The 25,508-nt window shown below is 72.0% G+C and carries 24 protein-coding genes; 12 read left to right on the forward strand and 12 right to left on the reverse strand.

The genetic code is table 11. The features are described 5' to 3' along the window. From GT007_RS22185 to GT007_RS10160, 3 genes are all read left to right on the forward strand, one after another. The coding region (locus GT007_RS22185) for a peptidylprolyl isomerase (RefSeq protein ID WP_201451870.1) at positions 1-923 on the forward strand (923 nt) is incomplete at its 5' end. A gap of 6 nt (positions 924-929) precedes the next feature. Then, positions 930-2,165 carry a bifunctional glutamate N-acetyltransferase/amino-acid acetyltransferase ArgJ gene (gene argJ / locus GT007_RS10155; protein WP_160121494.1) on the forward strand — a complete coding sequence of 412 codons (1,236 nt, stop codon included), beginning with the start codon at positions 930-932 and terminating at the stop codon, positions 2,163-2,165. A gap of 11 nt (positions 2,166-2,176) precedes the next feature. Further along, positions 2,177-2,704 (forward strand): hypothetical protein, encoded by a 528-nt coding sequence (locus tag GT007_RS10160; protein WP_160121495.1) that lies wholly within the window; start codon positions 2,177-2,179, stop codon positions 2,702-2,704. On the opposite strand, the gene GT007_RS10165 is transcribed toward GT007_RS10160, so the two are convergent. After that, complete coding sequence (locus GT007_RS10165) at positions 2,701-4,518, reverse strand: ATP-binding protein (RefSeq protein WP_160121496.1); 1,818 nt, start codon at positions 4,516-4,518, stop codon at positions 2,701-2,703. The genes GT007_RS10160 and GT007_RS10165 overlap by 4 nt on opposite strands. Positions 4,519-4,710: 192 nt before the next feature. Here GT007_RS10165 and GT007_RS10170 point away from each other — a divergent pair, with 192 nt between their 5' ends. Both GT007_RS10170 and GT007_RS10175 read left to right on the forward strand, forming a co-directional pair. Beyond that, positions 4,711-5,658, forward strand: coding sequence for a bifunctional GNAT family N-acetyltransferase/(deoxy)nucleoside triphosphate pyrophosphohydrolase (locus GT007_RS10170; protein ID WP_201451871.1), 948 nt, complete (start codon positions 4,711-4,713; stop codon positions 5,656-5,658). 1 nt (position 5,659) lies between these two features. Next, entirely contained in the window at positions 5,660-6,457 is a 798-nt protein-coding gene (locus tag GT007_RS10175) for a competence/damage-inducible protein A (protein WP_160121497.1), read from the forward strand. Here the strand turns inward: GT007_RS10175 and GT007_RS10180 are convergent. The 8 genes from GT007_RS10180 to GT007_RS22785 form a co-directional block, all read right to left on the reverse strand. Further along, entirely contained in the window at positions 6,447-7,682 is a 1,236-nt protein-coding gene (locus GT007_RS10180; RefSeq protein WP_160121498.1) for a hypothetical protein, read from the reverse strand. The two genes, GT007_RS10175 and GT007_RS10180, sit on opposite strands and share 11 nt — an antisense overlap. A 71-nt stretch (positions 7,683-7,753) precedes the next feature. Beyond that, the gene (locus tag GT007_RS10185; RefSeq protein ID WP_160121499.1) at positions 7,754-8,830 is read right to left on the reverse strand and encodes a P1 family peptidase; all 1,077 of its coding nucleotides are present in this window, start codon (positions 8,828-8,830) and stop codon (positions 7,754-7,756) included. A gap of 32 nt (positions 8,831-8,862) precedes the next feature. Further along, positions 8,863-10,485 carry an ABC transporter substrate-binding protein gene (locus GT007_RS10190; protein WP_160121500.1) on the reverse strand — a complete coding sequence of 541 codons (1,623 nt, stop codon included), beginning with the start codon at positions 10,483-10,485 and terminating at the stop codon, positions 8,863-8,865. Between the two features lie 73 nt (positions 10,486-10,558). Further along, complete coding sequence (locus tag GT007_RS10195; protein WP_160121501.1) at positions 10,559-10,978, reverse strand: acyl-CoA thioesterase; 420 nt, start codon at positions 10,976-10,978, stop codon at positions 10,559-10,561. A 96-nt stretch (positions 10,979-11,074) separates the two neighbouring features. After that, positions 11,075-11,791 (reverse strand): ribonuclease activity regulator RraA, encoded by a 717-nt coding sequence (locus GT007_RS10200; protein ID WP_160121502.1) that lies wholly within the window; start codon positions 11,789-11,791, stop codon positions 11,075-11,077. A gap of 49 nt (positions 11,792-11,840) precedes the next feature. After that, positions 11,841-12,341 carry a gluconokinase gene (locus GT007_RS10205; protein WP_160121503.1) on the reverse strand — a complete coding sequence of 167 codons (501 nt, stop codon included), beginning with the start codon at positions 12,339-12,341 and terminating at the stop codon, positions 11,841-11,843. A 3-nt stretch (positions 12,342-12,344) separates the two neighbouring features. Continuing rightward, the gene (locus GT007_RS10210) at positions 12,345-13,982 is read right to left on the reverse strand and encodes a gamma-glutamyltransferase family protein (RefSeq protein WP_160121504.1); all 1,638 of its coding nucleotides are present in this window, start codon (positions 13,980-13,982) and stop codon (positions 12,345-12,347) included. 63 nt (positions 13,983-14,045) lie between these two features. After that, on the reverse strand, positions 14,046-16,559 hold the full coding sequence (locus GT007_RS22785) for a hybrid sensor histidine kinase/response regulator (RefSeq protein WP_160121505.1): 2,514 nt from the start codon (positions 16,557-16,559) through the stop codon (positions 14,046-14,048). A 70-nt stretch (positions 16,560-16,629) separates the two neighbouring features. On the opposite strand from GT007_RS22785, the gene GT007_RS10220 reads away from it, so the two are divergent. Both GT007_RS10220 and GT007_RS10225 read left to right on the forward strand, forming a co-directional pair. Continuing rightward, entirely contained in the window at positions 16,630-17,343 is a 714-nt protein-coding gene (locus GT007_RS10220) for a substrate-binding periplasmic protein (RefSeq protein WP_160121506.1), read from the forward strand. 21 nt (positions 17,344-17,364) lie between these two features. Further along, positions 17,365-18,594, forward strand: a complete 1,230-nt coding sequence (locus GT007_RS10225) for a transcription antitermination factor NusB (RefSeq protein ID WP_160121507.1) — start codon at positions 17,365-17,367, stop codon at positions 18,592-18,594. Between the two features lie 45 nt (positions 18,595-18,639). On the opposite strand, the gene GT007_RS10230 is transcribed toward GT007_RS10225, so the two are convergent. Both GT007_RS10230 and GT007_RS10235 read right to left on the reverse strand, forming a co-directional pair. Beyond that, complete coding sequence (locus tag GT007_RS10230) at positions 18,640-19,527, reverse strand: hydroxymethylglutaryl-CoA lyase (protein ID WP_160121508.1); 888 nt, start codon at positions 19,525-19,527, stop codon at positions 18,640-18,642. Next, on the reverse strand, positions 19,524-20,708 hold the full coding sequence (locus GT007_RS10235) for a CaiB/BaiF CoA transferase family protein (RefSeq protein WP_160121509.1): 1,185 nt from the start codon (positions 20,706-20,708) through the stop codon (positions 19,524-19,526). Before GT007_RS10235 ends, GT007_RS10230 begins: the two co-directional genes overlap by 4 nt. Positions 20,709-20,953: 245 nt before the next feature. Between GT007_RS10235 and GT007_RS10240 the strand changes: the two genes are divergently transcribed. From GT007_RS10240 to GT007_RS10255, 4 genes are read left to right on the forward strand one after another with little or no spacing between them, the layout of a single operon-like run. After that, the gene (locus tag GT007_RS10240) at positions 20,954-21,145 is read left to right on the forward strand and encodes a hypothetical protein (RefSeq protein ID WP_160121510.1); all 192 of its coding nucleotides are present in this window, start codon (positions 20,954-20,956) and stop codon (positions 21,143-21,145) included. Further along, complete coding sequence (locus tag GT007_RS10245) at positions 21,142-22,485, forward strand: amidase (RefSeq protein ID WP_160121511.1); 1,344 nt, start codon at positions 21,142-21,144, stop codon at positions 22,483-22,485. The genes GT007_RS10240 and GT007_RS10245 overlap by 4 nt, the downstream gene beginning before the upstream one ends. Beyond that, a complete protein-coding gene (locus tag GT007_RS10250; RefSeq protein WP_160121512.1) occupies positions 22,485-23,126 on the forward strand; it encodes a phosphorylase family protein in 642 nt (213 codons plus the stop codon). Before GT007_RS10245 ends, GT007_RS10250 begins: the two co-directional genes overlap by 1 nt. A 39-nt stretch (positions 23,127-23,165) precedes the next feature. Further along, on the forward strand, positions 23,166-23,627 hold the full coding sequence (locus GT007_RS10255) for a disulfide bond formation protein B (RefSeq protein ID WP_160121513.1): 462 nt from the start codon (positions 23,166-23,168) through the stop codon (positions 23,625-23,627). On the opposite strand, the gene GT007_RS10260 is transcribed toward GT007_RS10255, so the two are convergent. Continuing rightward, a complete protein-coding gene (locus tag GT007_RS10260; RefSeq protein ID WP_160121514.1) occupies positions 23,608-24,243 on the reverse strand; it encodes an Asp/Glu racemase in 636 nt (211 codons plus the stop codon). The genes GT007_RS10255 and GT007_RS10260 overlap by 20 nt on opposite strands. A gap of 93 nt (positions 24,244-24,336) precedes the next feature. On the opposite strand from GT007_RS10260, the gene GT007_RS10265 reads away from it, so the two are divergent. After that, positions 24,337-25,497 (forward strand): MFS transporter, encoded by a 1,161-nt coding sequence (locus tag GT007_RS10265; RefSeq protein WP_160121515.1) that lies wholly within the window; start codon positions 24,337-24,339, stop codon positions 25,495-25,497. Positions 25,498-25,508: the final 11 nt, after the last annotated feature.

Raw genomic sequence — 25,508 nt, forward strand, 5'->3', positions numbered from 1 at the left:
CCGCGCCCGCCCCCAGCGCCGCCCCCAGCGCCGCCCCCAGCGCCGCCCCCAGCACCGCCCCCAGCACCGCCCCCACTGCGGCCGCCACCCCCGCCGCCGCCGAGGACCCGGTTCTGGCCCGGGTGGAGGGCGAGGCGATCAAGCTGTCCGACGTGCTGGCCGCCGCCGGTGAGGTGCTGCCGCCCGAACTGCGCAATGTCCCGCCCGAGGCGCTGGCGACCATGCTGCCGCCCGAAGCCATGCGCCAGCTGGTGGAGCGCACCATCACCGACCGCGCGCTGGGCATCGCCGCCCGCCGCGCCGGACTGCAGAACGACCCCGAGATCCGCGCCCGCCTGGCCCGGCAGGAGCAGCAGGAGCTGACCCAGGCGCTGCTGCGCCGCGAGGTGCTGCCCCGCGTGACCGATGCGGCCATCCGCGCCCGCTATGACCGCGACTACGGCAACCGCCCGGCCGAGGAGGAGGTGCGCGCCCGCCACATCCTGGTCCCCACCGAGGCCGAGGCCCGCGCGGCACTGGCCGACATCCAGCGCGGCCAGGATTTCGACGCGGTGGGCCGCCGCTTCGCCCAAGGGGCCGGCACGCGCGAGTCGGGGGAGCTCGGCTGGTTCAAGCGCGGCGACATGGTGCCCGAATTCAGCGCCGCCGCCTTCGCCATGCAGGCCGGCCAGGTCAGCCCGCAGCCCGTGCGCACCCAGTTCGGCTGGCACGTGATCCGCGTGGATGAACGACGTACCGGCACGGGCCCCAGCTTTGACGACTCGAAGGAAGAAATCCGCCAGCGGCTGTTGCAGGAAGAAGTGCAGGCCGCGATCGAGCGCATCCGGGGCACGCTGAACATCGAACGTGTCGAAGCCCCCGCCGCCCCCGGCGGCCTGATGCAGGGCGCCCAGCCGCCCGCCGCTGCCCCTACCCGGAGGTAAATGACCATGGCCGGAAAGATCCCGGTTTCCCCGCTCGCCCTGCCGCTGCCGGCGCTGCCCGCCATCAAGGGGGTGACGCTCGGCGTCATCGCCGCCGGCATCCGCTACAAGGGCCGCGCGGACCTGACGATGATGGAATTCCCCGCCGGCACCACGGCGGCGGGCGTCTATACCCGCAACCTGTGCCCCGGCGCGCCGGTGGAATGGTGCCGCGAGGCCCTGAAGCACGGCAAGGCGCGCGGGCTGGTGGTGAATGCGGGCAACGCCAACGTCTTCACCGGCAAGGCCGGGCGCGAAGCCACCCAAGCCACCGCCGAGGCCGCGGCCAAGCTGCTGGGCTGCAAGCCGCGCGAGGTGTTCCTGGCCAGCACCGGCGTGATCGGCGAGACCCTGCCGCATGAGCGCCTGACCGCCGCCCTGCCCGCCCTGCACACCAGCCTGGGCGACACCGCCTGGGCGGATGCCGCGCGCGGCATCATGACCACCGACACCTTCCCCAAGGCCAGCACCCGCATGGCGCGCATCGGGGATGCGGTGGTGACCATCAACGGCATCGCCAAGGGCAGCGGCATGATCGCGCCCGACATGGCCACGATGCTGAGCTTCATCGCCACCGACGCGAAGATCCCGGCCCCCGTGCTGCAGAAGCTGCTGACCAAGGCCGTGAACCCCAGCTTCAACTGCGTGACGGTGGACAGCGACACCTCCACCTCTGACACCGTGATGCTGTTCGCCACCGGCCAGGCCAAGCACCCGCGCGTGCCGGCCGAGGGCGGGGCGATGCTGAAGGATTTCGCCCGCGCCCTGAACGAGGTCTGCATGGACCTGGCGCTGATGGTGGCGCGCGACGGCGAGGGTGCGCAGAAGCTGGTGCGCATCGACGTGACGGGCGCCGTCAGCGCGAAATCGGCCCATCGCATCGCCATGGCGATCGCCAATTCACCGCTGGTGAAGACCGCGATCGCGGGCGAGGACGCGAACTGGGGCCGCATCGTGATGGCCGTGGGCAAGGCGGGTGAACCCGCCGACCGCGACAAGCTCTCGGTGGCCGTGGGCGGCACCTGGATGGCCAAGGATGGCGGCGTGGTGCCGGGTTACGACGAAACCCCGGTGGTGGCCCACATGAAGGGCCGCGAGGTGGAGATCACGGTCGATATCGGCCTGGGCCGCGGCAAGGCCACGGCGTGGACCTGCGACCTGACGCATGGGTATATCGATATCAACGGGTCCTACCGCTCCTGAACGGCTCAGGGGTGAGCCGCAAGGACACCCTGCGTTTTCTCGCCGCCATGGTCCTGCCGGCCATGGCGGTGTGCGTTGTCAGCACGCTGGCCTCCTTCAACCTCGCTGGAGAGGAAGAAGTCTTGCTGGCGCTGCTGGTTGTGCTGGCTTGGTTCGTCATCGCCGGCTTGCGTGCCATCTACGCGCTGCTCCGCGCCCGCTGGCGATTGCTGCCGCGGCGGGCCGCCGCCCTGGGCATCGCGGTGCTGCTGGTCCACCCGGCCTTGCATTCGGGGGATCTGGTGCATCTGGCCCTGCTGTATCCCGCCTATCGCACCCGCATCGCGGCCAATGCAGAACGGCCTCTCCGCTTCCCCTGGGGTGAGGCACGGGCCTCCGGCGCATGGGGCCCCATGGAAACCACCCTGCTCTACGACGACACCCCGCTCACGGCCGCGCGCATCGGGGAATGGACGCATCTGCCCGATGGACGGACCCGTGGCCTGCGGCACCTGATCGGCAATTTCCACCTCGAATGGCTCGCGGAACGGCTCGACTAACCCTGCCCCCGCTCCAGCTTCCCGTTCCCATGCTCATCCCGCCTTGCACCGCCCCAGCGCGCCACCACAGCCAGCAGCGCCGCATGCTCGATGGGCTTGGACAGATGGCCGTCGAAGCCCGCCGCCTGCATCTCCCGCACTTGGTCCGGCAGCACGTCGGCCGTCAGCGCGATCACCGGCAACCGCCCGGCCGGCCCCGGCATGGCCCGGATGCGGGCCAGCGTGTCGCTGCCGCTCAACCCGGGCATGCGCCCATCCAGCAGGATCAGGTCCGGCAGGGGCTCGGTGGCCAGCAATTCCAGCGCCGCCTCGCCGCTCGCCGCCTCGATGACATGGTGCCCCTCCGGGCTGAGCAAGGCCTCGACCACCAGCCGGTTGGCCTGGACATCGTCCACCACCAGCACCCGCAGCCCTCGCACGGCGGGCGGCGCGGCGGGCTCGGCCGTGGCCTCCAGCGTCGCGGCCGGCACGGGCAGCAGCAGCGTGAAGCAGCTTCCCTGCCCTCCGGGCCCATCGGCATGGCTCAGCCCGCCCCCCATGGCGCGCGCCAGGGCCGCGCTGATGGCCAGGCCCAGCCCGCTGCCGCCCCTTGTATCGTCCAGGCTGGCCTGGCTGAACGCCTCGAACAGCCGGGCGCGCATGGCGGCGGGCACGCCGCTGCCGGTATCGGTCACGGCGAAGGCGGCCATCATGCTGCCTGGCCCTCCCCACGGCGCGACCTCCAGCACCACCGCCCCGCCGGCGGGGGTGAAGCGGATGGCGTTGGACAGCAGGTTCATCAGGACCTGCCGCACCCGCACCTCATCGGCCGACACCACGGCGGGCAGCGAGGGCTCCAGCCGCAGCGACAGCCGCACGCCCTTCGCGTTCGCGACCTCCTGCATCAGGGCCAGGGTGTCGCGCAGGAAATCCTCCAGCCGCAGCGGCCGGGGGATGGTGGCGAAACGCCCGGCCTCGATCCGCGCCATGTCCAGCACATCGTTCAGGATCGCCAGCAGGTGCCGGCCCGCCTGTTCCAGCGTCTCGGCCTTGCGGCGCTGCTCCGGCCCCAGCGTGGCATCGCGCGCCAGCACCTGCGCCATGCCCAGCACGGCATTGAGCGGCGTGCGCAATTCATGGCTCATCCGCGACAGGAAATGCGTCTTGTGCAGGCTGGCGCGGTCGGCCTCATCGCGCGCGGCAGCCAGCACGGCGTTGGAGCGCACCTCCGCCCGCTCCTTGGTCAGCACCACCAGGATCAGCGTGCCGCCGGTCAGGTACACGACATGCAGGATCGCCAGCGCGCCGAACCAGAAGCCGAAGGACAGCGGATCACCGCCCTGCTGCGGGATCAGCAGCAGCACCAGGAAGACGGTCACGACATAAAGCGCCGTGACCCCCACCAGCAGCATGATCATCAGCGGCCGCGACGGCAGCGGCTGCACCCGCTGGCCGCGGACGAATTCCATCACGCTCAACGCGTTGTAGGCGATCAGCACGCAGGCCATCAGCGCCACCCGCGCATAGACGTCGGCGCGGAAGGCCGGCACCTGCAGCGCCGCCAGCCAGGCCACGGCGCCGGCCAGGATCAGCCAGGGCACAGGCTGCCGCCCCTCGAACCGGCGCACGCCGGTCCAGTTGATCGCATAGCCCAGGCAGACCAGCGTATTGGCCACATCGATCGACAGCCCGTCCGACACGTTGCCCCGCAGGCCGAGCAGCAGCGTGCCCACCGCGCCGATCAGCCGGCTCGCGGCCCAATAGCCCAGGGCGGGCTGCGCGCGGTCCCGCGTCCAGAGCCACAGCGTCAGCAGCCCCAGGAAGCCCACGAGCATCGAGCCAAACATGAAGATGGCCAGCGGAGGGACCTTTCATTCGCGGACGCATGCGAAGGATAACATATCGGGGCCGCATGGATGCACCCCCCGGGGGGGGGCGCGGAAACCCGTCTTCCGCCGGCGCCTCGCCTTACCCGCCGCCCTGCCATCGGCTACACAGGTCGCAAGCGACTGGCAGTCCCGAATCCCATGATCCCCCCTGAACTCCGCACCGAACGCCTCATCCTCCGCCCCCTGACCGCCGCCGACGCGCAGGCCTTGCACCGGCTGGTCAACGACTATTCCGTCGCCGGCAACCTGGCCCGCGTCCCCTTCCCCTACCCGGAGGGGCTGGCCCAGGAATGGATCGCCTCCACCCACGCCCAGATGCAGCGCGGGGAGGCCTTCGACCTGGCCATCGCCGACAGCCACGGCGCCCTGATGGGCTGCGTCGGCCTGACGGTGAAGCGCGGCGCGTCGGAGGCGGAGCTGGGCTATTGGCTCGGCCGCAAGTTCTGGGGCCAGGGCTATGCGCGGGAAGCCGCGAAGGCCCTGCTGGACTGGGGCTTCGCCACGCTCGGCCTCGACCGCATCGTCGCCAGCGCGCTGACGGATAATATCGGCTCCCAGAAGGTCCTGCGCGAGATCGGCTTCCGCCCGACCGGGGAGGGCATGGCGGGCTTCCTGTCGCGCAATCGCTCCATGCCCGTCTTCCTGTTCGCCATGGACAAGCCGCAGGTGCTGGAGGCCCCGCCGCCACTGCCCATCCTGCTGGTGGTGGCGGTGGCGCTGGTCGATGCCGATGGCCGCATCCTGCTGGCCCAGCGCCCGCCGGGCAAGGCGCTGGCGGGGCTGTGGGAGTTCCCCGGCGGCAAGCTGAACCCCGGCGAAGGCCCGGAGGCCGCGCTGATCCGCGAATTGAAGGAGGAGCTGGACATCGACGTCACCGCCTCCTGCCTCGCGCCGCTCACCTTCGCCTCCCACGCCTATCAGAAATTCCATCTGCTGATGCCCCTCTATGTCTGCCGGCGCTGGAAGGGCATGCTGCGCGGCGTGGAGGGACAGAATCTGGCCTGGGTGCGCCCCAGCCGGCTGGAGGAATACCCCATGCCCCCGGCGGACAAGCCGCTGATCGCCATGTTGCGGGAGATGCTGTGAGATGAGCGCCAACCCCACCGCCGCCCTGCTGATCATCGGCAATGAGGTGCTGAGCGGCCGCACCCGCGACGCCAACCTGCAATTCCTGGCCACGGAGCTGGGCGCGCTCGGCATCCCGGTGCGGGAAGTGCGGGTGATCCCGGATATCGAGGCCACGATCGTGGGCACGGTGAATGAGCTGCGGGCGAAGTTCACCCATGTGTTCACCACCGGCGGCATCGGGCCGACGCATGACGACATCACCAGCGAATGCATCGCCAAGGCCTTCGGCGTGCCGTGGGAGGTGCATCCGGTGGCCCATGCCCGCATGGCCGCCTATTACGCCAGCCAGAACCCGCCCACGGAATTCAACGCCGCCCGCCTGCGCATGGCCACCATGCCGCGCGGCTGCGTGCTGATCGAGAACGAGGCGACCGTCGCCCCCGGTTTCTCGATGGAAAACGTGCATGTGATGGCCGGCGTGCCGCGCATCATGCAGGCGATGTTCCGGGCGCTGGCGCCGAAGCTGGAACGCGGCCAGCCCGTCGTCTCGGCGACCGTGCACGCCGATGGCGTGTTCGAGGGCCAGATCGCGGACCCGCTGGCGGCGGTGCAGGCGCGCTTCCCGGCGCTGGATGTCGGCAGCTATCCGTATTTCCGCCCCGGGCCGGTGCGCGGCGGGGTGGCGCTGGTGGCCAAGGGCACCGATGCCGCCGATGTGGCCGCCGCGGCGGACCAGATCGAGGCCCTGCTGCTGGCCGTGGGCGGCAAGCCCGTGCGCGGCGAGCCCAAGCTGGACGACAACACGACTAAGGGGTGATCCCCCGCGCGGCCAGCTTGTCGAGCAGGCGCTTGTGCAGGTCGCGGTGGGATTGCAGCTCGTCGCGCAGCGCGGCCATCTGGCTGTCGCCGTCCAGGCTCTGCATCTGCGCCGGGTGGGTGTGGTCACGCAGCACCCGGCCATTGCCTTCCCGCAGCCATTCGTAGCGCCGCCCCACCGGCTGGCCCACGATCAGCGACATCTGGGCCGCGACCCGCATCCATGGGTCGTCCTCGCTCTCTGGCAGGCTGGCCGCGGCCCATTGCCGCTGCAGCGTGTAGTCGCGCAGGCGCGTGACCTCGGCACTGAAATCCAGATCTTCGCCATCGCAGCGGAAACGGCCGCGCAACAGCGCATCCAGCGCATGGGTGGCGCTAACGGTGGGCTGGCAGGCCGACATATGCGGCCGCAGGCCGTGCAGATACCCCTCCGTGAACAGCCCCTCGAATTCCAGTTCCGGCGGGGCCGGCAGGAAGCTGGGGCTGTCGTAGATGAACTCGTAATAGTGCTTCAGGATCAGCAGCGAGGTGAACAGGGACTGCCGGGTGACCGCATGGTCCAGCAGCGTGCGGCACAGGGCCTTGGTTTCCGCGTCCCGGCCGAACAGCAGGCCGGGCTGAAACGCCAGGAACTGCCGCAGCAGCGGGAAGCTGTTCAGGAACGGCATGGCATGCAGCCACTGCTCGGTGCCGATGCAGGAGGAATACAGCCCCAGCGCCATGTCGAAGGCCGGGATCTTCAGAAGATCCTCCCGCATGCCGAAGAACTGGATGTCATTGGTGTAGAAGGGAGAGAAGATGAAGCTGTCCGCCACCGCCACCCGATGACCAAAGACGGCGGGCCAGTGCGGCGGCAATGAGAGCGGCTGCGGCCCACGGCGCAGCAGCTCCTCCTGCTGGGCCACCAGCATGTTCATGTCGGAGCGCGTCTTCATCACGAAGGCACGCGGCGGGATGGCACGCAGGCCGAGTTGCAGCGCCTGCATCTGATGCAACGCATGGCCCACCGTCCGGATGCGGGGGGGCACGCTTTCCACGATGGTCGCCCCCATCTCCAGCAGGCGGGCGCGCAGTTCGGGATACTGGTCCACCTCCCCGATCCAGGTGGAGAACACCAGGCCCTGGACGAGACCTTCCTCCATCCAGCGGCTCACGGTGTTCAGCTTGGCCTGGAATTCGTCGGGCACACGCACCAGCCCGGTGAACAGAACCCAACGCTCAGTCATCCAACACTTCCCCAGCCCGAATCATACGCGGCCACTCTACAGCGCCCCCGGACGACTGTCGGCATGAATGCTCAGCCCAGATCGACGGCCGCGGGCAGGTCCGGCACGCCGGGGCCGGTCACGGCGCGGGCGGCCAGGGCGGCGCGCTGCACGGCGGCCGCCATCACCCGCGCGGCCATGATGCCCAGCGCCATCATGTTGCCCGGCAGGGCGGATTTGCCCGTGGCCAGGCAAAATATGGTGTCGCCATCCCACATGGTATGGATGGGGTCGATGGCGCGGGCCAGCCCGTCATGGGCCATCTGCGCCAGCTTGCGGGCTTGGGCCTTGGTCAGCACCGCGTCCGTCGCGATGGCGCCGATGGTGGTGGCCATGCCGGCCTGCAGGGCGGCGGGGGCCTCGCCGCGCATCACGGCATCGGCGGCGTTGATGCGCTGGCGCCCGCCGGCGGCATCCCGCGCGCCAGCCAGCACGCGCCCGGTGCCGGGCTCGATCACATCGCCCACCGCGTTCACCGCGACGATGGCCCCCAGCGTCACCTTCCCCACCCTGGCGGAGGCCGTGCCGATGCCCCCCTTCATGGCGCGCGGCAGGCCGAACAGCTTGCCCACCGTGGCGCCCATGCCGGCGCCCACGCTGCCCTCGGCGGGCGCCTCGGTGCTCGCGGCCCGGGCGGCGCGATAGCCGGCCTCGGCATCCGGGCGGATGGTGTGGTCGCCCATGCCCAGGTCGAACAGGACGGCGGAGGCGACGATCGGCACCCGGGTGGGCCCGGCCGGCTGGCCGATGCCCTTTTCCTCCAGGAAGCGCATGACGCCGCCGGCCGCATCCAGCCCGAAGGCGCTGCCGCCCGTCAGCACCACCGCATGCACCCGCTCCACCAGGTTGGAGGGGTCGAGCAGGTCCGTCTCCCGCGTGCCGGGGGCGGCGCCGCGCACGTCCACCCCGCCCACGGCCCCGTCCTCGGCCAGCAGCACGGTACAGCCGGTGGGGCGGCGGGTTTCGGAGAAATGCCCGACCTTGATGCCGGGCACATCGGTGATCGCGCCCCCCATCAGCGGGGGCGCCGCCTGCGTCTGGGCCTGGGCCTGGGCGGTCCCCATCAGGCCGATACCGGCGATCCCTGTGGCGATGTCACGGCGTTGCATCCGCCAAGCCTGCCACAGGCGGCACCCTGGCGCTATTCCAGCGTCGTCAGGTCCTGGAACCAATGCTGGGCCTGGGTATAGCCGCGCACATTGCGGCTGGCGGCATGCGGGTTGGTGTCATGCACCACGAACACCAGCAGCGCCTCGTCCACCACCTTCTGATGGACCTGCGCCATCAGCCGGTCCACCGCCGCGTCGTCGAAGGTGCTGGTCGCCTCGTCGATCAGGCGGTCCACCTCGGCATCGCGGAAATGGCTCCAGTTCACGCCGCGCGGCGAGATCTGGTTGGAATGGAAGAAGCGGATCAGCGCATAGAGCGGGTCGCTGGTCACATAGGCCACATTATTGGCCGTGGTGCCGTTGGTGCGCGCGATCTCGCCCGCCGCGCCCTGGCGCCAGCAGGTGTAGGACACCTCCAGCTCCACCGGCACGAAGCTGATCTCGACGCCGATCTCGCGGAAGGCCGACTGGCAGTATTCGTTGATCGGCATGGACAGCATCTGCCCCGACCCGCCCGTGGGCACCAGGAACTTGGTGCGCAGCGGGTTGGCGCGGCTGAAACCCGCTTCCTGCACCAGGCGGCGGGCGCGGTCGGGGTCATGGGTGATGCGGAAGGTCGGGTTGCCGAACCAGGGCGAGGTCGGGTCCACCACGCCCACCGCGGGCTTGGCCAGGCCGTTCATCAGCGCCACCACCTCCTCGCGGTTGATGGCCAGGTTCAGCGCCTGGCGCAGCCGCTTGTCGCGCCAGGGCGAGCCCTCCAGCAGCGACAGGTGATAGTTCCACACATGCGGCGTCACGTTCTCGATGATGCGCGCGCCGGACTGGCGCAGGCGGGGCACCAGGTCGGGCGAGGGCGTCTCGATGAAATCTACCTGGTTGGTCAGCAGCGCGTTGGTGCGCGTCGTGTCCTCGGGCGCCACCACCAGCACGATGCGGTCCGCCTTCGCCATGCGCGCGGGGTTCCAATAGGCCGCGTTCTTCACCAGCTCCGCGCGTTCGCGCGGGACCAGCCGCGCCAGCTTGAACGGCCCGGTGCCCGAGGGCTCGGAGGCGAAGCGCTCCCAGCTGCGGCCCAGCTTTTCGTACTGCGCGGGGGAGGAGATGAGGAACCACAGCATCTGGTAGGGGAAGATGCTGTCCACCGCGCGGGTGGTCACTTCCACCGTCAGGTCATCCACCTTGCGCCAGGAGGCGACGGAGGGCAGGCGCGGGCGCACCTGGGCGGCCTGGCGCTGGTCGAAATGCGGCGCCTGGGGGTTCAGCACCTTCTCGAAATTCCACACCACGGCATCGGCGTTGAAATCGCTGCCGTCGTGGAACTTCACGCCTTCGCGCAGCTTGAACACCCATTTGGTGCGGTCGGCGGGGTCGGCCTGCCAGCTGGTGGCCAGGCCCGGCACCAGCTTGCCCGGCCGGTCGGCCACATTCATCTCCCACGCCACCAGCGGGTCATACAAAGTGTAGCCGGTGAACTGATAGGCGCCGGCGCCGCGGTCGGGCTGGCCGGTGGTCTGCGGGATGTCGGCCATGGAGATGCCATAGCGGATCACGCGCTCCGCCTGGGCAGAAGCCGGCTGCATTGCACCCAGTTCGGGCAGGGCGGCGACCGCCAGGCCCGAGGCAGACAGGAGTTCGCGGCGGGAAAGCGTCATGGAACGGTATCCGTGGCTGTGAGATGCCAGCGGCAATGCAATTCCGATGCCAGAGCCGGGAAATACCCTCGCCCTATCCCAGCCGCGTGAAGCCTTCGCGCACGTGTTCCGGCATCGGCGTGGATTTGCGGGTCGCCTTGTCCAGGAAGACGATCACGCTGTCCGCCATGCCCAGGCACCGCCCCTCCACGAAAATCGCCTGGGAGATGGTGATGGAGCTGGTCCCCAGCCGGCTGATGCGGCTGCCGATGCGGGCCATGCCGGGGTAATGCGCCTCCGCCAGATAGTCGATCGTGACACGGGCCAGCGCGGCGCCGATCTCGCGCTTGGCCGGCGGGCCGAGGACGGAGGAAATGATCTCGCCCCGCCCGGCCTCATACAACTGGCCGATGGCGTTGTTGTTGATGTGCCCGTTCAGGTCGGTGTCCGCGATGCGGAACTTCTCGTCGGTCCAGAAAGGGAAGTCATGCTGGTCGGGGGCTGGTTTCTTCATTCCGTATCCTGGACGTGCGGGCCGGGGGCTTCGCCCCGCGGCCTGGGCTGGGTTGCAAGGGGCTATGCCCCTTGCCGGGGGCGAAGCCCCCGCCTGTCACGCCCTGCCAGCGGCCTTATCGGCCTCGTAGCGCGCCTTGTTCTCGGCGTTGGCGGGGTACAGCCCCGGCAGGGCGTGCCCGGCCTCGACCTGCACCATGATCCAGGCCTCCAGGCGCTCCTGCTCCACGCAATCGTCCACGATCTTTTCCAGCAGGTTCGCCGGGATCAGCACCGCGCCGTCATCGTCCACCACGATGATGTCGTCGGGGAACACGGCCACGCCGCCGCAGGCGATGGGCTGCTGCCAGGCCACGAAGGTCAGCCCCGCGACGGAGGGCGGGGCCGCGCCGCCGGCGCACCACACCGGCAGGCCGGTGCCGTTCACGCCCGCCACGTCGCGCACCGCGCCGTCGGTCACCAGGGCGGTCACGCCGCGCTTGGCCAGGCGCGCGCACAGGATGTCGCCGAAAATGCCGGCGTCCTTGATGCCCATGGCATCGGCCACCACGATCACGCCCTCGGGCATCGCCTCGATGGCCGCACGGGTGGAGATCGGCGAGGACCAGCTTTCCGGCGTCGCCAGATCCTCACGCGCGGGGACGAAGCGCAGGGTGAAGGCGGTGCCCACCATGCGCTTGCCCTTGGCGGCGGGGGTGAAGGGGGCCGCGCCGCGCAGCCACACATTGCGCAGGCCCTTCTTCAGCAGCACCGTCGTCAGCGTCGCGGTGGTGATCTTCTCAAGCTTGGCCTTGATCTCGGGCGTCAGCGCCATGGGGTGTCTCCTGTGGATGTGCCTGTTTTCCAGGGGGTTCGGGCGGCCGTCAACGCGGCTGCGCGGGGGGCAGGGCTGCAAGGGCCGCGCGCAGCAGGGCGACGGGCGGCTGGGCGATGTCGAGGATGATGGCGTCCTCCTCCGGCGCCGGATGTTCCAGCGTGGCGAACTGGCTGTCCATCAGGCTGGCGGGCATGAAATGGCCTGGGCGCGCGGCCTGGCGCGCCGCGATCAGCGCGGGCGGGCCCGCCAGGAACAGCAGCCGCAGCCCGGGTGCCGCCGCCCGCAGCGCATCCCGATAGGCCCGCTTCAGCGCCGAGCAGCCGATGATGCCGCCCCCCGCCTGCCCCGCCAGCCAGGCGCCGAGCGCCGCCAGCCAGGGCGCGCGGTCGGCATCCGTCAGGGGCTCCCCGCGCGACATCTTCTCGATGTTGGCGGGCGGGTGGAAGGCGTCGGCATCGGCGAAGGGCACGCCCAGCGCGGCCCCCAGCAGCGGGCCCAGGGTGGACTTGCCGCTGCCCGACACGCCCATCAGCAACAGCCGGTGCATGGCTCAATCCCCCAGCGCGGCGCCGTCGCGCCGGGGGTCGGCCGCGCCCTCCCAGCCGCCGGGGATGCGGCGCAGGATCTGCAGCCCGGTGTTCATCGTGGCCGGGCGCGGGTTGTGGCCCAGCGCCGCCAGCTCCGGCGCCAGGGCGGCGGCGGGGGTGTTGGCTTCCAGCTCCTCCATGCCGGTCTGCGCGCCGATGCGCGGGCGGGCGGTGGCGCGATGGGCATCGGCGCCCCAGGCCAGGGTCTCGACCAGGGCGGTGGCCACCGCGTCGATGATGCGCGCGCCGCCGCCGGCCCCCAGCACGATCTCCGGCAGGCCATCCGTGCCGAAGACGATGGTGGGCGCCATGGTGGTGGCCGGGCGGCGGTTGGGCGCGATGGCGTTCAGCGACCCGGGCTCGCCGCTGAAATTGGTCAGGCCATTGTTCAGCGTGACGCCGCTGGCCAGGATCTCCGCGCCGAAATTCAGGTTGTTGGTGGTGGTGAAGGAAACCGCGTTGCCCGCCCCGTCCACGATGGCGACGTGAGAGGTCGCGGCCTCCCGCAGCGGATCGCCGCTGGGGGGGATGGCGCCGTGGCGGCGGGGCGGGTCGCCGGCCGGGGCGCGCTCCATCGCGCGGGCCGGGTCCAGCAGCGCCGCGCGGCTGCGCAGATAGGCGGGGTCGATCAACCCCTCGCTGGGCACGCTGACCTGGGCGGGGTCGCCGATCCAGCGGCGGCGGTCGGCGCGGGCCAGGCGGCTGGCTTCCAGCAGCAGATGCGCGGCGGGGGCGGAATCGGGCGCCAGCCGGGCGATGCCCGCGTGCTCGGCCAGCATCACCTGCTGCAGCACCGCCACCCCGCCCGAGGAAGGCGGCGCCGCCGTGCAGATGCGCCGCCCGAAGGCCTCGGCGCACAGCGCCGGGCGTTCGCGCGCCTGGAAACCCGAAAGGTCGGCCAGGGTCATGCGCCCCGGCACCGCACCCTGGTCCGCAGCGCGCACCATGGCCTGGCCCAGGGCGCCGCCCTGGATCGCGGCGGGGCCCTGGGCCGCCACCAGCCGCAGCGCCGCCGCCTGCTCCGGGTTGCGCACCGGGCTGCCCACGGCACGGGGCTGGCCAGCCTCGAAATACAACGCGGCGATCTCCGGCACCGCCGATAGCGCGCGGGCGCGGCTGCGCAGCACGGCATGCAGATAAGGCGGCATGGGGAAGCCCTGCTCCGCCGCCCGGATCGCGGGTTCGAACAGCCACGCCCAGGGCAGCGCGCCATGCCGGGCATGGGCCGCGGCCAGCGCCACGATGGCGCCGGGCACGCCCACCGCGCGGCCGCTGCGCTCCACCGCCGCCAGGCTGGTGTTCTCGGTCAGGCGGGCGGGCACGTCGGCCGGGGCGGCGGCGATGCCCTCGATGTGCAGCAGCTCCCGCCGATCACCCCGCCAGGAGAGGATCAGCGCGCCACCGCCCAGGCCACTGGCATGGGGCTCCACGACGGAGAGCATGGCCTGCACCGCGACCGCGGCATCCATGGCGGTGCCGCCCTGGCGCAGCATGGCCAGCCCGGCCTCGGAGGCCATGGGGTTCGCGCTGGCGACGAGGCGGTGGGCGGGTTCGGCACGGGCGGTGCCGATGCCGAGAACCAGGATGATCAGCCAGCGCATGAAGGGTTCCTCCCACCAGGAGCGTGCATGGAGCGGAGCGGGTTGGCCAGGGGGAGACGGCCCCTACAGCGGCAGCCGCGCCAGCAATTCCTGCCGCCGAATCGGCTTGGTCAGGTATTCGTCCATCCCCGCCTCCAGGCATTGCCGTTCGTATTCCGGGCCCGCCGCCGCCGTCAGCCCGATGATGCGCGCCCGGGCATTCGGCCCGCCGGAGGCGCGGATCTGCCGCGTGGCTTCCAGCCCGTCCATCTGCGGCATCTGCACATCCATCAGGATCACGGCGAAGGCCTCCCGCGCGGCGGCGTCGACGGCTTCCAGCCCGTTGTTGGCCACCTCCACCTCGCAGCCCACCGTGGCCAGCATGCTGCGGATCACCAGCTGGTTGGTGGCGTTGTCCTCCACCAGCAGGATGCGCGGGGTGGCGCGCGGCGGCTCGGCTTGGTCGGGCCCCGCCGGGGCGGCGGGGGGGCGTTCCGGCGCCAGGGCGGCCTGCACGGCCTCCCGCAGGCGGGCGGGCAGGATGGGCTTCACCAGGCACAGCTCCCCGGGCACCACATCGGTGACGGAGGTGACGAGGACCGTGCCCAGCCCCGGCGCGCGCGCGCGCAGAGCGCGAGCCAGGGGGGCGCTCTCGGCGGGGCCTTGCGGGATGAAGGCCAGGCGGGGGGCGGTGCGCTCCAGCACCGCCAGCGCCGCCTCCGGGCTGGCCAGAACCGGGCTCATGCCCAGTTCGCGCAGGCCCAGCGCCAGCAATTCGGTCAGGCGGGGCTGGCCCTCGATCACCAGGGCCGCCATGCCGGCCAGGGCGGCGGGCGGCTCCGGCCGGCGGCCCATCAGCCGGCCGGTCAGCACGCTGAACTCGAACACGCTGCCGCCGCCGCGCGGCAGGGCGGGGTCGCGCTGGCGGGCCGTGATGTCGCCGCCCATCTGCTGCGCCAGCCGCCGGCAGATCGCGAGCCCGAGGCCCGAGCCGCCATAGCGCCGCCGGATCGAGGCATCGGCCTGGGTGAAGCGCTCGAACAGATAGGGGATCTGCTCCTTCTCCAGCCCGATGCCGGTGTCGGTCACGGCGCAGAGCAGGCGCATGTTCACCCCCTCCGGCCGGGCCGAGAGGGCGAGCTCGATGGCGCCGGCCTCGGTGAACTTCATGGCGTTGCCGACCAGGTTGAACACCAGCTGGCGGAACCGCCCCGGGTCCCCCAGCACGCGCGGCGGCAGGTCGGGCGAGAGGTTGACCAGCAGCTCCACGCCCTTCTCGGCCGCGCGGGGGGCGAACAGGTCCATGATGGTGGCCAGCTCGGCCTCGGGGTCGAAGGGCAGGCGTTCCTGCGCCAGCTCCCCGGCTTCCAGCTTCGACAGGTCCAGGATGTCGTTCAGCAGCAGCATCAGGTGCTCGGCGCTGTGCTGGATGGTCTCGGCGTGGCGGCGCTGCAACGGGTCCAGCGGGGAATCGAGCAGCAGGCTGGCCATGCCGATCACGCCGTTCATCGGCGTGCGGATCTCATGGCTCATGGAGGCGAGGAATTCCTCCTTCGCGCGGGCGCCGGCCAGGGCCGCGGCCTCGCTGCGGACCAGCGCCTTGCCCTGTTCCTGCAACAGGCGGGACTGGCGCAGCAGCAGCCACAGCGCGCCCATCACCAGCAGGCCGGTGCCCAGCATGGACAGCGCCAGCAGCTGGCCCAGCCGCTCCGTCGGCGCCAGGGCGGCGTCGCGCGCGCGGGCCACCTCCACGATCATCAGGCCCTGGGGGCTGCTGTCGAAAGCGGCCAGCACGGGCTGGCCGTCCAGGTCCGGGCCATCATGGCTGCCCTGGGCGCGGCGGGGCAGGAAATCCCGGAAGGGCCAGCTGCCGGGATGCAGCTGGCCGATGCCCTCCAGCCGGCCGTCGCTGCGGGCCAGCAGGGCGCCATTGGCCGCGCTGACGCGCACCGTCACGCCGAAGCTTTCGGCCACGCGCTGGGCCAGCCCGCTGAAATGGTCGGGGTTCAGCAGGGCGACGGCCGCGCCCTCGAACTCGCCGGCCGCGTTGCGCTGGGCCAGGGCGAGCGGGATGGTCCACAGCCCCACCTCCTGCACGCCGCGCGCGCCCACGGCCAGATAGCGCCCGGCCTCCGGCGCGCCCAGGCGCAGGCGCAGCGGGCGCAGCCGCAGGGCCCGGAACCATTCCCGGTCATCCAGCTGGAAGCCGATCAGCCCGGGCTCGGTCGAGGTGCGCACCCGCCCGGCCGCATCCGTGCCCACCACGGCGCGCAGCTGCGGCAGTTCCTGCATCAGCCCCACCAGCGTGCCGGTGCGGATCGCGGCCTCGGCATCGGGCAGCAGGATCTCCACCGTCTGGATCGAGCGGCCCATCTGCTCGGCGAGCGAGGCGGCGAGGTTGCGTGTCATCTCCGCCGCGGCGGCCAGCGCATCCTGCTGGGCGCGCTGCATCACGATGGTGTAGATGGCGAACAGGGCCGCGATCACCACCGACGCGGCCAGGCCGAACAGCCGCCACGGGCGCGGCGGCGACACGGCCGGAACCCCCAGCCCGAAGGCACGGCGAAGCCTGATGCGGAAATCTCTGCTGAACACCATCGCGGGCATTGTTGCAGGGCTTTGCGCGATTTGCACCGGGGCCTCTCAGGCCCATGCCCAGGAAGACAGATTGGCCGCGATCCGCGCGCGCGGGGAGCTGCGGGTGTGCATCTGGCCGGGCTTTTTCGGCATGTCCTGGCGCAACCCGCGCAGCGCGGAGCTGGAAGGGGTGGACATCGACATGGCCCGCGCGCTGGGCGAGAGGCTGGGCCTGCGCGTCGCCTTCGTGGTGGTGGGCATGGGCGAGGTCATCTCCCAGCTCGAAAGCAATGGCTGCGACATCGCCATGTCCGGCGTGACGGTCACCACCGAGCGCAGCCAGCGGGTGGCCTTCAGCAAGCCCTATTTCAGCACCGCGCTGGTCGGCATCGCGAATCGGGCCAGCGTGCGGGTGCTGAGCTGGCAGGAGATCGACCGCCCCGGCGTGCTGGTGGCCGTGGCCCCCGGCAGCCAGGCCGAGGAGGTGATGCGCCAGACCCTGACCCAGGCCGAGCTTTCGGTGATGCGCCCGCCGCGCCAGAGCGAGGCCGAGGTGTTCTCGGGCCGGGCGGATGTGTTCATCGCCAGCGTGCCCTATGGCCGGGGCCTGGCGGAACAGCGCGGCTGGGTGCGCCTGCTGGAGGCCCCGCCGCGCTTCGGCAACACGCTGATGGCCTATGCCGTCGCGCGGGGGGATGCGGCGTGGCTGGCGGAGGTCAACAATTTCCTCGCCGCCGCGAAGGCGGATGGCAGCCTTGCGCGCGCCGCCGAACGCCAAGGGCTGCAAGGGCTGGTGGTGTATTGAAGGGGGCGTCATAAGCCGCGCATGCCCACTGCAACCCGCCAGGCCGCCCACGCCCTTCTCACCGCCGTCCTGCAGGCCCGCCGCCCGCTGGAGGAAGCGCTGGACGCCCTGCCCGCCATGGAGGCGCGCGACCGCGCCGCCGGCCACCGCATCGCCGCCGCCGTGCTGCGGCGCATGGGCTCGCTGGACGCGGTGCTGGAACCCTATCTGAAGCGCGAGCCGCCGCCGCCCGTGCGCCAGGCACTGCGCATCGGCGCGGCGGAGCTGACCCTGCTGGGCACGCCCCCGCACGCGGCCGTCAGCGATTGCGTCTCATTGGTGCCGCGCCCGTTCTCGGGGCTGGTGAACGCCGTGCTGCGCAAGGTGGCCGCCGCCGGCCCCGCCGCGCTGGAGGGGCTGGACGCCCCCCGGCTGGACACGCCGAGCTGGCTGTGGACCGCCTGGCACAAGACCCACGGCACCGCCGTGCGCGCGATCGCGGAGGCGCATCAGCATGAGGCGCCGCTGGACCTCTCGCTAAAGCCCGGCGCCAGCGTGGAGGGGGCGGTGATGCTGCCCACCGGCACCGCCCGCCTGCCCGGCGGCACGCGCATCATGGAACTGCCGGGCTTCGCCGAGGGCACGCTGTGGGCCCAGGATGCCGCGGCCGCCCTGCCCGCCCGCCTGCTGGCCGCCCGCCCCGGGGAACGCGTGCTGGACCTGTGCGCCGCCCCCGGCGGCAAGACCGCCCAGCTGGCCGCCGCCGGCGCCACCGTGGTGGCCGTGGAGCGCGACCCCAAGCGCGCCGTGCGCCTGCGGGAGAACTTGACCCGCCTGGCCCTGCCGGCCGAGGTGGTGGTGGCCGACGGGCTGAGCTGGAAACCGGAAACCCTGTTCGACGCCATCCTGCTGGACGCGCCCTGCACCGCCACCGGCACCATCCGCCGCCACCCCGATGTGGCGCATCTGAAGCGGGTGAACGACGTGGCCAAGCTGGCCGACACGCAAACCCGCCTGCTGGAAGCCGCCTGCGCGCTGCTGGCGCCGGGCGGGCGGATCGTCTTCGCCACCTGCTCCCTGCAAGGGGAGGAAGGGGAGGCGCATCTGGCCCGGCTGCCGGAAGGCGTCGTGCTGGACGCGGTGCGGCCGGAGGAACTGCCGGGGCTGGAAATGGCGATCACACGCGAGGGCGCGATGCGGACCCGGCCGGACATGCTGGGCGAACTCGGCGGGATGGACGGGTTCTTCGCCATGCGGCTGAAGAAGCAGTAGCGAGCAAGCCCCGGGCGGGGGTGCGGCCCCCTCCCCTGCTCCCGCCTACGCCGCCCGCGCCGCCGGCACGCCGCGCATGCGCCCGCCCGGCGTCGCCCCGGGCACGGCCGCCGCGAAATCCGCGGCATCCAGCAGCTTCGCCCAATCCGTCCCGGTCTCCACCCCCATGCGGGTGAAGGCCCAGACCACATCCTCCGTCGCCACATTGCCCGTGGCGCCGGGCGCGTAGGGGCAGCCGCCGATGCCGCCCGCCGAGGTGTCGATCACCCGGCAGCCGGCCTCATAGGCAGCGACCGCATTGGCCACGCCCATGCCGTAGGTGTCATGGCCATGGAAGGCGAAGCGGGGCCCGTGGGTCTCGATCGCCCAGCCGATCAGCCGCTTCACCTGGTCGGGCGCCGCATTGCCGGTGGTGTCGCACAGGGAGATCTCCATGGCGGCGTTCAGCGGCGCGACGCGGTTCACCAGCGCCTTCACGGCGTCCTCCGGCACCACGCCCTCGAAGGGGCAGTGGTAGCAGGTGGAGAGGTTGAAGCGGATCTTCACATGCGCCGGCGTCTCGCTGACCAGGGTGGAGAGTTCGGCCAGGCACTCCTCGATGCCGCGGTTCAGGTTGGCGCGGCTGTGGCCCTCGGTGGCGGACATGAAATAGCCCAGCCGGTGCGCACCCGCCTGGAGTGCCGCGTCGAAGCCGCGCCGGTTCGGCACCAGCACGGTGCATTCCAGCCCCTCCAGCTTCAGCGCCTCGGCCAGCACATCGCCGGTATCGGCCATCTGCGGGATGGCGCGCGGGGAGACGAAGCTGCCCACCTCCATCCGGCGCAGCCCGGCGGCGTAAAGGCGGCGGACGAGTTCGATCTTGGTCTCGGTGGGGACGAAGCCCTTGATGGGCTGCAACCCGTCGCGCGGGCTGACCTCGGAAATGGCGATCATGTTGTTTCCCCCAGCAATTCCTTGAACACATGGTCATTGTGCGCGCCCGCGGCGGGGCCCGTCCAGCGCACCATGTCGCGCGCCGGGGTGCCGTCGAAACGGAAGGGGGCGGCGGGGTGCAGCACGGGGCCGATCAGCGGGTCCTCGACCTCCATCACGATGTCGCGGGCCCGGAAATGCGGGTCCTCGGCGCAATCCTTCATGTCGTACAGGCGCGAGCACGGCACCTCGGCGGCTTCCAGCACATCCTCGGCTTCCTTGGCGGTGCGGGTGCGCGTCCAGTCGGCGATGGCGCTGTCCAGCAGTTCCACATTCTGGCAACGGCCGTGGTTGTTGGCCATGCGCGGGTCGGCCGCCAGGTCCGGCCTGCCGATCGCGGCCATCAGCCGGCGGAAGATCAGGTCCGAATTGCCGGCGATGCACAGCCATTTGCCATCGGCGCAGGGGTAGGTGTTGGTGGGGGCGGCGGTCTTGATGGCGGCGCCCTGCGGCTGCCGCACCCAGCCGAACAGGCCGTATTCGGGCAGCATCCCCTCCATCAGGCTGAACACGGAGGATACGAGGTCCACATCCACCACCCGGCCTTCATGGTTGCCCGCCTTCACGCCCCAGCAGGCGGAAACGAGGGCCATCGCGGCATACATGCCAGCCAGGTCGTCGCTGATCGAAACCCCGCAGCGCGGCGGCGGATAGTCGGTCTGGCCCGGATTGGCGGTCAGGTGGCGCAAGCCGCCCATCGCCTCGCCGATCGCGCCGAAGGCGGGCTTGTCGCGGTACGGCCCGTCCTGGCCGTAGCCGGAAACCCGGGCGATGATCAGCTTGGGGTTGATCGCGTGCAGGGCGGCGGGGCCCAGGCCCAGGCGCTCCAGGTATCCGGGGCGGAAATTCTCCACCAGCGCGTCGGCGCGGGCGCACAGCTTGCGCAGCTTCGCCTTGCCGTCGTCGCTTTTCAGGTCGAGCGTGACCGACAGCTTGTTGCGCCCATGCACGCTGAACCACACCGGGTGGCCGTCCTTCAGGCTGCCCCAGCCGCGCACCGGGTCGCCCTCGGGCGGTTCCACCTTGATGACCTCCGCCCCCAGATCGGCCAGCAGCCGGGTGGCGAAGGGGGCGGCGATGTAGTGGCCGAGCTCGACCACGCGGAGGCCCGTGAGGGGCAGGTTTTTTGCGGCGTGCGACATCCGCGCAGGAGGCGCGAATTTTTTTGCAACGTAAAGGGAGGCTTCAGCGTTGAGACCGCATAAGCAACCCCGGAAGCCATACCTGACCTCCCGTGGCTTCCCTCTCCCGGACTCACCGGCACTTGCTCGGTGCACTTGCGGGGATGGCGGTCCCTTCCCAATCTCCCCCCCCCCCAGGACCGCCATCCCCGGTTTTTTTCCGGGGCGCATTTTTTTCGCGCCGCAACCGTGCCACGCTGCGCCGCATGGACGAGAACACCGCCGAGACCCTTGCCCTCGCCGCCGGCCTGCACAAGGCCTGGGCGAACCACCGCGACGATGTGCTGGCGGCCCTCGCCACGCAGCAGGCCCAGCGCGGCCGCCTGCCGCGCACGCGCAACCCGGCCGATGAGCCCGCCCCCGCCTGGTCCCTGCCGAAACCGGAGCCCAAGGCATGAGCACAGCCCCCTGGACCCTGACCCTGGCCGAGGCCTCCGCCCGCATCGCCGATGGCGCGCTGAAGCCCAGCACCCTGCTACGCTCCTGCCTGGAGCGCGTGGCGGAGGTGGAACCCCGCCTGAACGCCTGCATCCGCATCCTGGAACAGCCGGCGCTGGCCGCGGCCGAGGCGCTGGACCGCGAAACCCCGCGCGGCCCGTTGCACGGCATCCCCGTCGGCATCAAGGACATCATCGACATCGCGGGTGAGATCACCACCTGCCATTCCGCCCAGTTGCTGGACAACCGGAAGGCCGAGGACGCCATCGTGGTGGCCCGGCTGCGCGCGGCGGGGGCGGTGTTCCCGGCCAAGCTCTCGACCCATGAATTCGCCATCGGCGGGCCGGCCTTCGACCTGCCCTTCCCGCCCGCGCGCAACCCGTGGAACACGGGCCATCACCCGGGCGGCTCCTCCTCGGGGTCCGGCGCCTCGGTCGCGGCGGGGATGTTCCCGGCGGCGCTGGGCACGGATACCGGCGGCTCGGTGCGCCACCCGGCCAGCCATTGCGGCATCGTCGGCCTGAAGCCCACCTATGACCTGGTGCCGCGCGCGGGCGTGTTCCCGCTGGCCTTCACCCTGGACCATGTGGGCCCGCTGACCCGCACGGTCGAGGATTCGGCCATCATGCTGGAAGCCATGACCGGCAACGCCTATCGCGGCGAGATCGCGGGCGGGCTGTCCGGCCTGCGCATCGGCTATGTCCGGAATTTCCATGAGAAGGACCAGCCCGCGCACCCCGAAATGGCCGCGTCGCTGGATGCGGCGGCGGCCCTGCTGGCCGCGCATGGTGCCACGGTGCGCGATATCGCCCTGCCCAGCCTCAATGACTTCGCCGTGGTGAACCGCACCCTGCTGGGGGCCGAGAGCGCCTCCATCCACGAATTCTGGCTGCGCGAGGCGCCGGAGAAATACGCGGGCGTCACCCGCCGCCGCCTGCTGCCCGGCATGTTCGTGACGGGCGCCGATGTGGTGCAGGCCCAGCGTCACCGCGCCAAGCTGCTGGCCGCCGTGCAGGCCGCCTTCGAGGAGGTGGACATCCTGCTCTGCGCCTCCTCCATGGACCCCGCCGCGCGCATCGACGATGTGCCGGAGGTGGAGCGCACCTATCCCCGCCAGGCGCGCACCGCCTTCAACGTGACCGGCCATCCGGCGATCACGCTGATGTCGGGCCTGTCCTCCGGCGGGTTGCCGCTGTCGGTTCAGTTCGTCGCCCCCGCCTGGCGGGAGGCGCTGCTGTTCCGCGCCGCCGCCGGATATGAGGCGCTGGCGGGCTTCAAGGGCATGCGGCCGCCGCTGTGATGCTGGTCGCCGTCGGTTTCCAGGCGGAGGCGGCGCTGCTGCCCCCGGGTATGGCGGTGGTCTGCGCCGCCGCCAACCCGGCGCTGCTGGCGCGCCGGCTGGCAGCCCTGCCCCGGCCCGAACGCATCCTGAGCTTCGGCGTGGCGGGCGGGCTGGACCCCGCCTTGCCCAGCGGCGCGCTGCTGCTGGCCTCGGCGTTGATGGCACCCGAGGGCCCCTATACCCCCGACGCCGCCTGGACCGCCCAGCTGGCCGCCGCCACCGGGGCGCGCCCCGTGGTGCTGGCGGGCTGCGACACGCTGATCGCCTCGGCGGCGGAAAAGGCCGCGCTGCGCGCCCGCACCGGCGCCGCCGCCGTGGATATGGAAAGCGCCGTGGTGGCCCGGCACTGCGCCTCACTGGGCATTCCCTTCGCCGTGCTGCGCGCCGTGGGCGACACCGCGCATGAGGCCCTGCCCCCCGCCGCCGCCCATGGGCTGGATGAGGACGGCAACCCCGCCCCCTGGCGGGTGCTGCGCGCGCTGCTGCGCCGCCCGCAGGATCTGCCCGGGCTGATCCGCCTGGCGCGCCGCACCGGCACCGCCCTGGCCGCGCTGAAACCCGCCATCGGCGCCGCGCTGAAACACTCCGCCACAGGCTGACACCTTGCCAGCGCCGTGGCGGGGTTCCAGAAATCCGTCATGCCGTTCGTGTTGGCCATATTGGCGGCCCTGGCCCCCGCCTTCGCCAAGCTCTCCGAGGGCTGGTTCGAGCTGGTGCCCTGCGAGCTGTGCCTGTGGCAGCGGGCCCCCTATTGGGTGGCGGTGCCGCTGTTCCTGGCCGCGGGCTTCCTGCCGCGCCGGTGTGGGCTGTTCCTGGCGCTGGGGGGGCTGGCCTGCCTGGTCTCGGCCGCGATCGGGGGGTTCCATGCCGGGGTGGAATGGGGCTGGTGGCCCTCGCCCCTGCCCGGCTGCGCGGCGCCGACCGCGCAGGCCAATATGAGCCTGGATGACCTGATGCGCTCGCTGGCCCCGGCGCCGACCAAGCCCTGCGATGCCGCGACCTTCCTGATCCCCGGCCTGCCGGTCTCCATGGCGGCGATGAACGCGATCTATGGGGCGGTCGTGGCGGGGTTGGCTTTCCTCACCGCGAGGCGGCGCTGAGGGTTCCGCCCAGGGTCGTTCCCAGGGCCGCCATCGCCGCATCCGGCACCGTCATCACCCGCGCGCCCCCGCCCGCCACCGCCATGGAGGCCTGGGCCAGCGCCACCGTCTCCGCCCCCACGGCCGCCGCGCGGATCGCCGCCGCGTAGCCTTCCGCATCCCCCGCCTTGAACCGCGCCCAGGCCCCGGGCACCAGCCGCAACTCCCACGCCTTGCCCGCCGGCGCCGCCGCCGCGAACAGCGCGCGGGTGGGTTCCAACGTCGTCTCCACCGCGCACAGCACCAGCAGACGCCCGGGCCGCGCCATGGCCGCGCGCGCCAGCGCCGCATCCACGCGCAGGGCGGGGATGGGCCAGGTGGCGCCCTCCAGCGCCGGGCCCAGGGTGGAGCAGGTGAGCAGCAGCGCCGACGCCCCCGGCAGGGCGCGGGCCAGCTCGGCCCGGGTTTCGGCCAGGATGGCGGGGGTGGCGCCGCCCGCGGCCTCCGCGCCCGCCAGCAGGTCCGGTCGCAGGGCGTGGCGCAGGGTCAGCCCATGGCGGGCGGCCGCGGCCTCGAACAGCGGGATGTTGCTGGCGGCGGTGTGCAGGCAGGCGACGGTCATGCGCCAGGGTCGCATGGGCCATGCCAGGGTTGAAGCGCCCCCCGGCCGCATGCCACATGCTGGGGCATGTGCCCTCACCCCGCCTTTTCCGCCCGCGAGCCCTGAGGGATGTCCGCCGTTCTGACCCGTGCCACGCCGCCCGGCGTGTGGCTGTTCGTCGCCGCCGCCACCTGCGCCTTCGGCGGCGTCTGGATGAGCGTGCCGCTGGCCTCGGTCCTGCTGGCCGAACGTGGGGAGGCCCCGGCGCTGGTCGGGCTCTACGCGGCCTCGGTGTGGGTCACGGCGCTGGTCTCGGCGCCCTTCACCCCCTGGGTGGCGGGCTGGTTCGGGGGGGCGGTGAAGCTGCACCGGCTGGCGGGGCTGGGCTGCGTGCTGGCGCTGCTGGGGCTTTCGACCAACCCGGCCCTGCCCTTCTGGTTCCTGCTGGGGCCGGTGCTGGGCCTGTCCTCCTGCTTCACCTGGACGACATCGGACGCCATCGCGGGCGCCATGGCCCCGCCGGGGCGTGAGGGACGGTTCCTGGGCATCTATCAGACCTTCGTCTCCGCCGCGATCGGCGGCGGCCCGGCCGTGCTGTGGCTGACCGGCGTGCGGGCGGAGGCCTTCGCGGCCTCGGCCTGCATCATCCTGGTCGGCACCCTGCTGACGCTGGCAGTGAAGGAGCCGCGGGGCGCCGTGCCGCGCCGCATGCGGGTCTCGGTGCCGCGCCTGCGGCCGGTGGCGCTGATGATGATCGCCCCGGCCGGGGCGGCGGTGCTGTGCGGTTCCCTGGAAGGGGTCGCCGGCGCCGTATTCCCGGTGCAGGCGCTGGGCCTGGGCATGAGTGCGGCGGCCGCCGCCAGCATCGTGGTGGCCACGGGCTTCGGCAATGTGCTGGCGCAATTCCCGGTGGGCTGGTTCGCGGACCGTTTCGGCACCCATCGCGCCCTGCTGGGCTGCGCGGTGCTGGTCGCGGTGGGCTCTCTGCTGTGGCCGCTGCTGGCGCCGGGGCTGGCGGTGTGGCCGCTGCTGTCGGTGTGGGGCGGGGCGGCCGGGGCGATCTATACGCTGGGCATGGTGCGCGCGGTGCAGCGCTTCGCGGGGCCGGCCCGGGCCATGGGCATGGCGGGGCTCAACACCGCCTATCTGCTGGGGGGCGCGGTGGGGGCGCCGCTGGGCGGGCTGGTGCTGCAGGCGGTGCCGGGGGCCGGCCTGCCGGTGGCGCTCGCCGCGCTGGCGCTGGGCGGGGGCCTGGCGCTGAGCCTGGCCGCGTTGCGGCGCGGCGGTTAGGGCGGGGGCGG

The sequence above is a fragment of the Rhodovarius lipocyclicus genome, assembly GCF_009900765.1.
Lineage (GTDB): Bacteria > Pseudomonadota > Alphaproteobacteria > Acetobacterales > Acetobacteraceae > Rhodovarius > Rhodovarius lipocyclicus.

Excerpts from the sequence above, each read along its gene's own strand:
- GT007_RS10235 (WP_160121509.1), bottom strand. The coding sequence starts at position 20,708 with ATGTCGCACGCCGCAAAAAACCTGCCCCTCACGGGCCTCCGCGTGGTC.
- GT007_RS10180 (WP_160121498.1), bottom strand. The coding sequence starts at position 7,682 with ATGACTGAGCGTTGGGTTCTGTTCACCGGGCTGGTGCGTGTGCCCGAC.
- GT007_RS10250 (WP_160121512.1), top strand. The coding sequence starts at position 22,485 with ATGCTGGTCGCCGTCGGTTTCCAGGCGGAGGCGGCGCTGCTGCCCCCG.
- GT007_RS10200 (WP_160121502.1), bottom strand. The coding sequence starts at position 11,791 with ATGGCGCTGACGCCCGAGATCAAGGCCAAGCTTGAGAAGATCACCACC.
- GT007_RS10260 (WP_160121514.1), bottom strand. The coding sequence starts at position 24,243 with ATGCGACCCTGGCGCATGACCGTCGCCTGCCTGCACACCGCCGCCAGC.
- GT007_RS10185 (WP_160121499.1), bottom strand. The coding sequence starts at position 8,830 with ATGCAACGCCGTGACATCGCCACAGGGATCGCCGGTATCGGCCTGATG.
- GT007_RS10255 (WP_160121513.1), top strand. The coding sequence starts at position 23,166 with ATGCCGTTCGTGTTGGCCATATTGGCGGCCCTGGCCCCCGCCTTCGCC.
- GT007_RS10210 (WP_160121504.1), bottom strand. The coding sequence starts at position 13,982 with ATGCGCTGGCTGATCATCCTGGTTCTCGGCATCGGCACCGCCCGTGCC.
- GT007_RS10175 (WP_160121497.1), top strand. The coding sequence starts at position 5,660 with ATGAGCGCCAACCCCACCGCCGCCCTGCTGATCATCGGCAATGAGGTG.
- GT007_RS10245 (WP_160121511.1), top strand. The coding sequence starts at position 21,142 with ATGAGCACAGCCCCCTGGACCCTGACCCTGGCCGAGGCCTCCGCCCGC.
- GT007_RS10265 (WP_160121515.1), top strand. The coding sequence starts at position 24,337 with ATGTCCGCCGTTCTGACCCGTGCCACGCCGCCCGGCGTGTGGCTGTTC.
- GT007_RS10240 (WP_160121510.1), top strand. The coding sequence starts at position 20,954 with ATGGACGAGAACACCGCCGAGACCCTTGCCCTCGCCGCCGGCCTGCAC.
- GT007_RS10190 (WP_160121500.1), bottom strand. The coding sequence starts at position 10,485 with ATGACGCTTTCCCGCCGCGAACTCCTGTCTGCCTCGGGCCTGGCGGTC.
- GT007_RS10225 (WP_160121507.1), top strand. The coding sequence starts at position 17,365 with ATGCCCACTGCAACCCGCCAGGCCGCCCACGCCCTTCTCACCGCCGTC.
- GT007_RS10165 (WP_160121496.1), bottom strand. The coding sequence starts at position 4,518 with ATGCTCGTGGGCTTCCTGGGGCTGCTGACGCTGTGGCTCTGGACGCGG.
- GT007_RS22785 (WP_160121505.1), bottom strand. The coding sequence starts at position 16,559 with ATGGTGTTCAGCAGAGATTTCCGCATCAGGCTTCGCCGTGCCTTCGGG.
- GT007_RS10230 (WP_160121508.1), bottom strand. The coding sequence starts at position 19,527 with ATGATCGCCATTTCCGAGGTCAGCCCGCGCGACGGGTTGCAGCCCATC.
- GT007_RS10195 (WP_160121501.1), bottom strand. The coding sequence starts at position 10,978 with ATGAAGAAACCAGCCCCCGACCAGCATGACTTCCCTTTCTGGACCGAC.
- GT007_RS10205 (WP_160121503.1), bottom strand. The coding sequence starts at position 12,341 with ATGCACCGGCTGTTGCTGATGGGCGTGTCGGGCAGCGGCAAGTCCACC.
- GT007_RS10170 (WP_201451871.1), top strand. The coding sequence starts at position 4,711 with ATGATCCCCCCTGAACTCCGCACCGAACGCCTCATCCTCCGCCCCCTG.
- argJ (WP_160121494.1), top strand. The coding sequence starts at position 930 with ATGGCCGGAAAGATCCCGGTTTCCCCGCTCGCCCTGCCGCTGCCGGCG.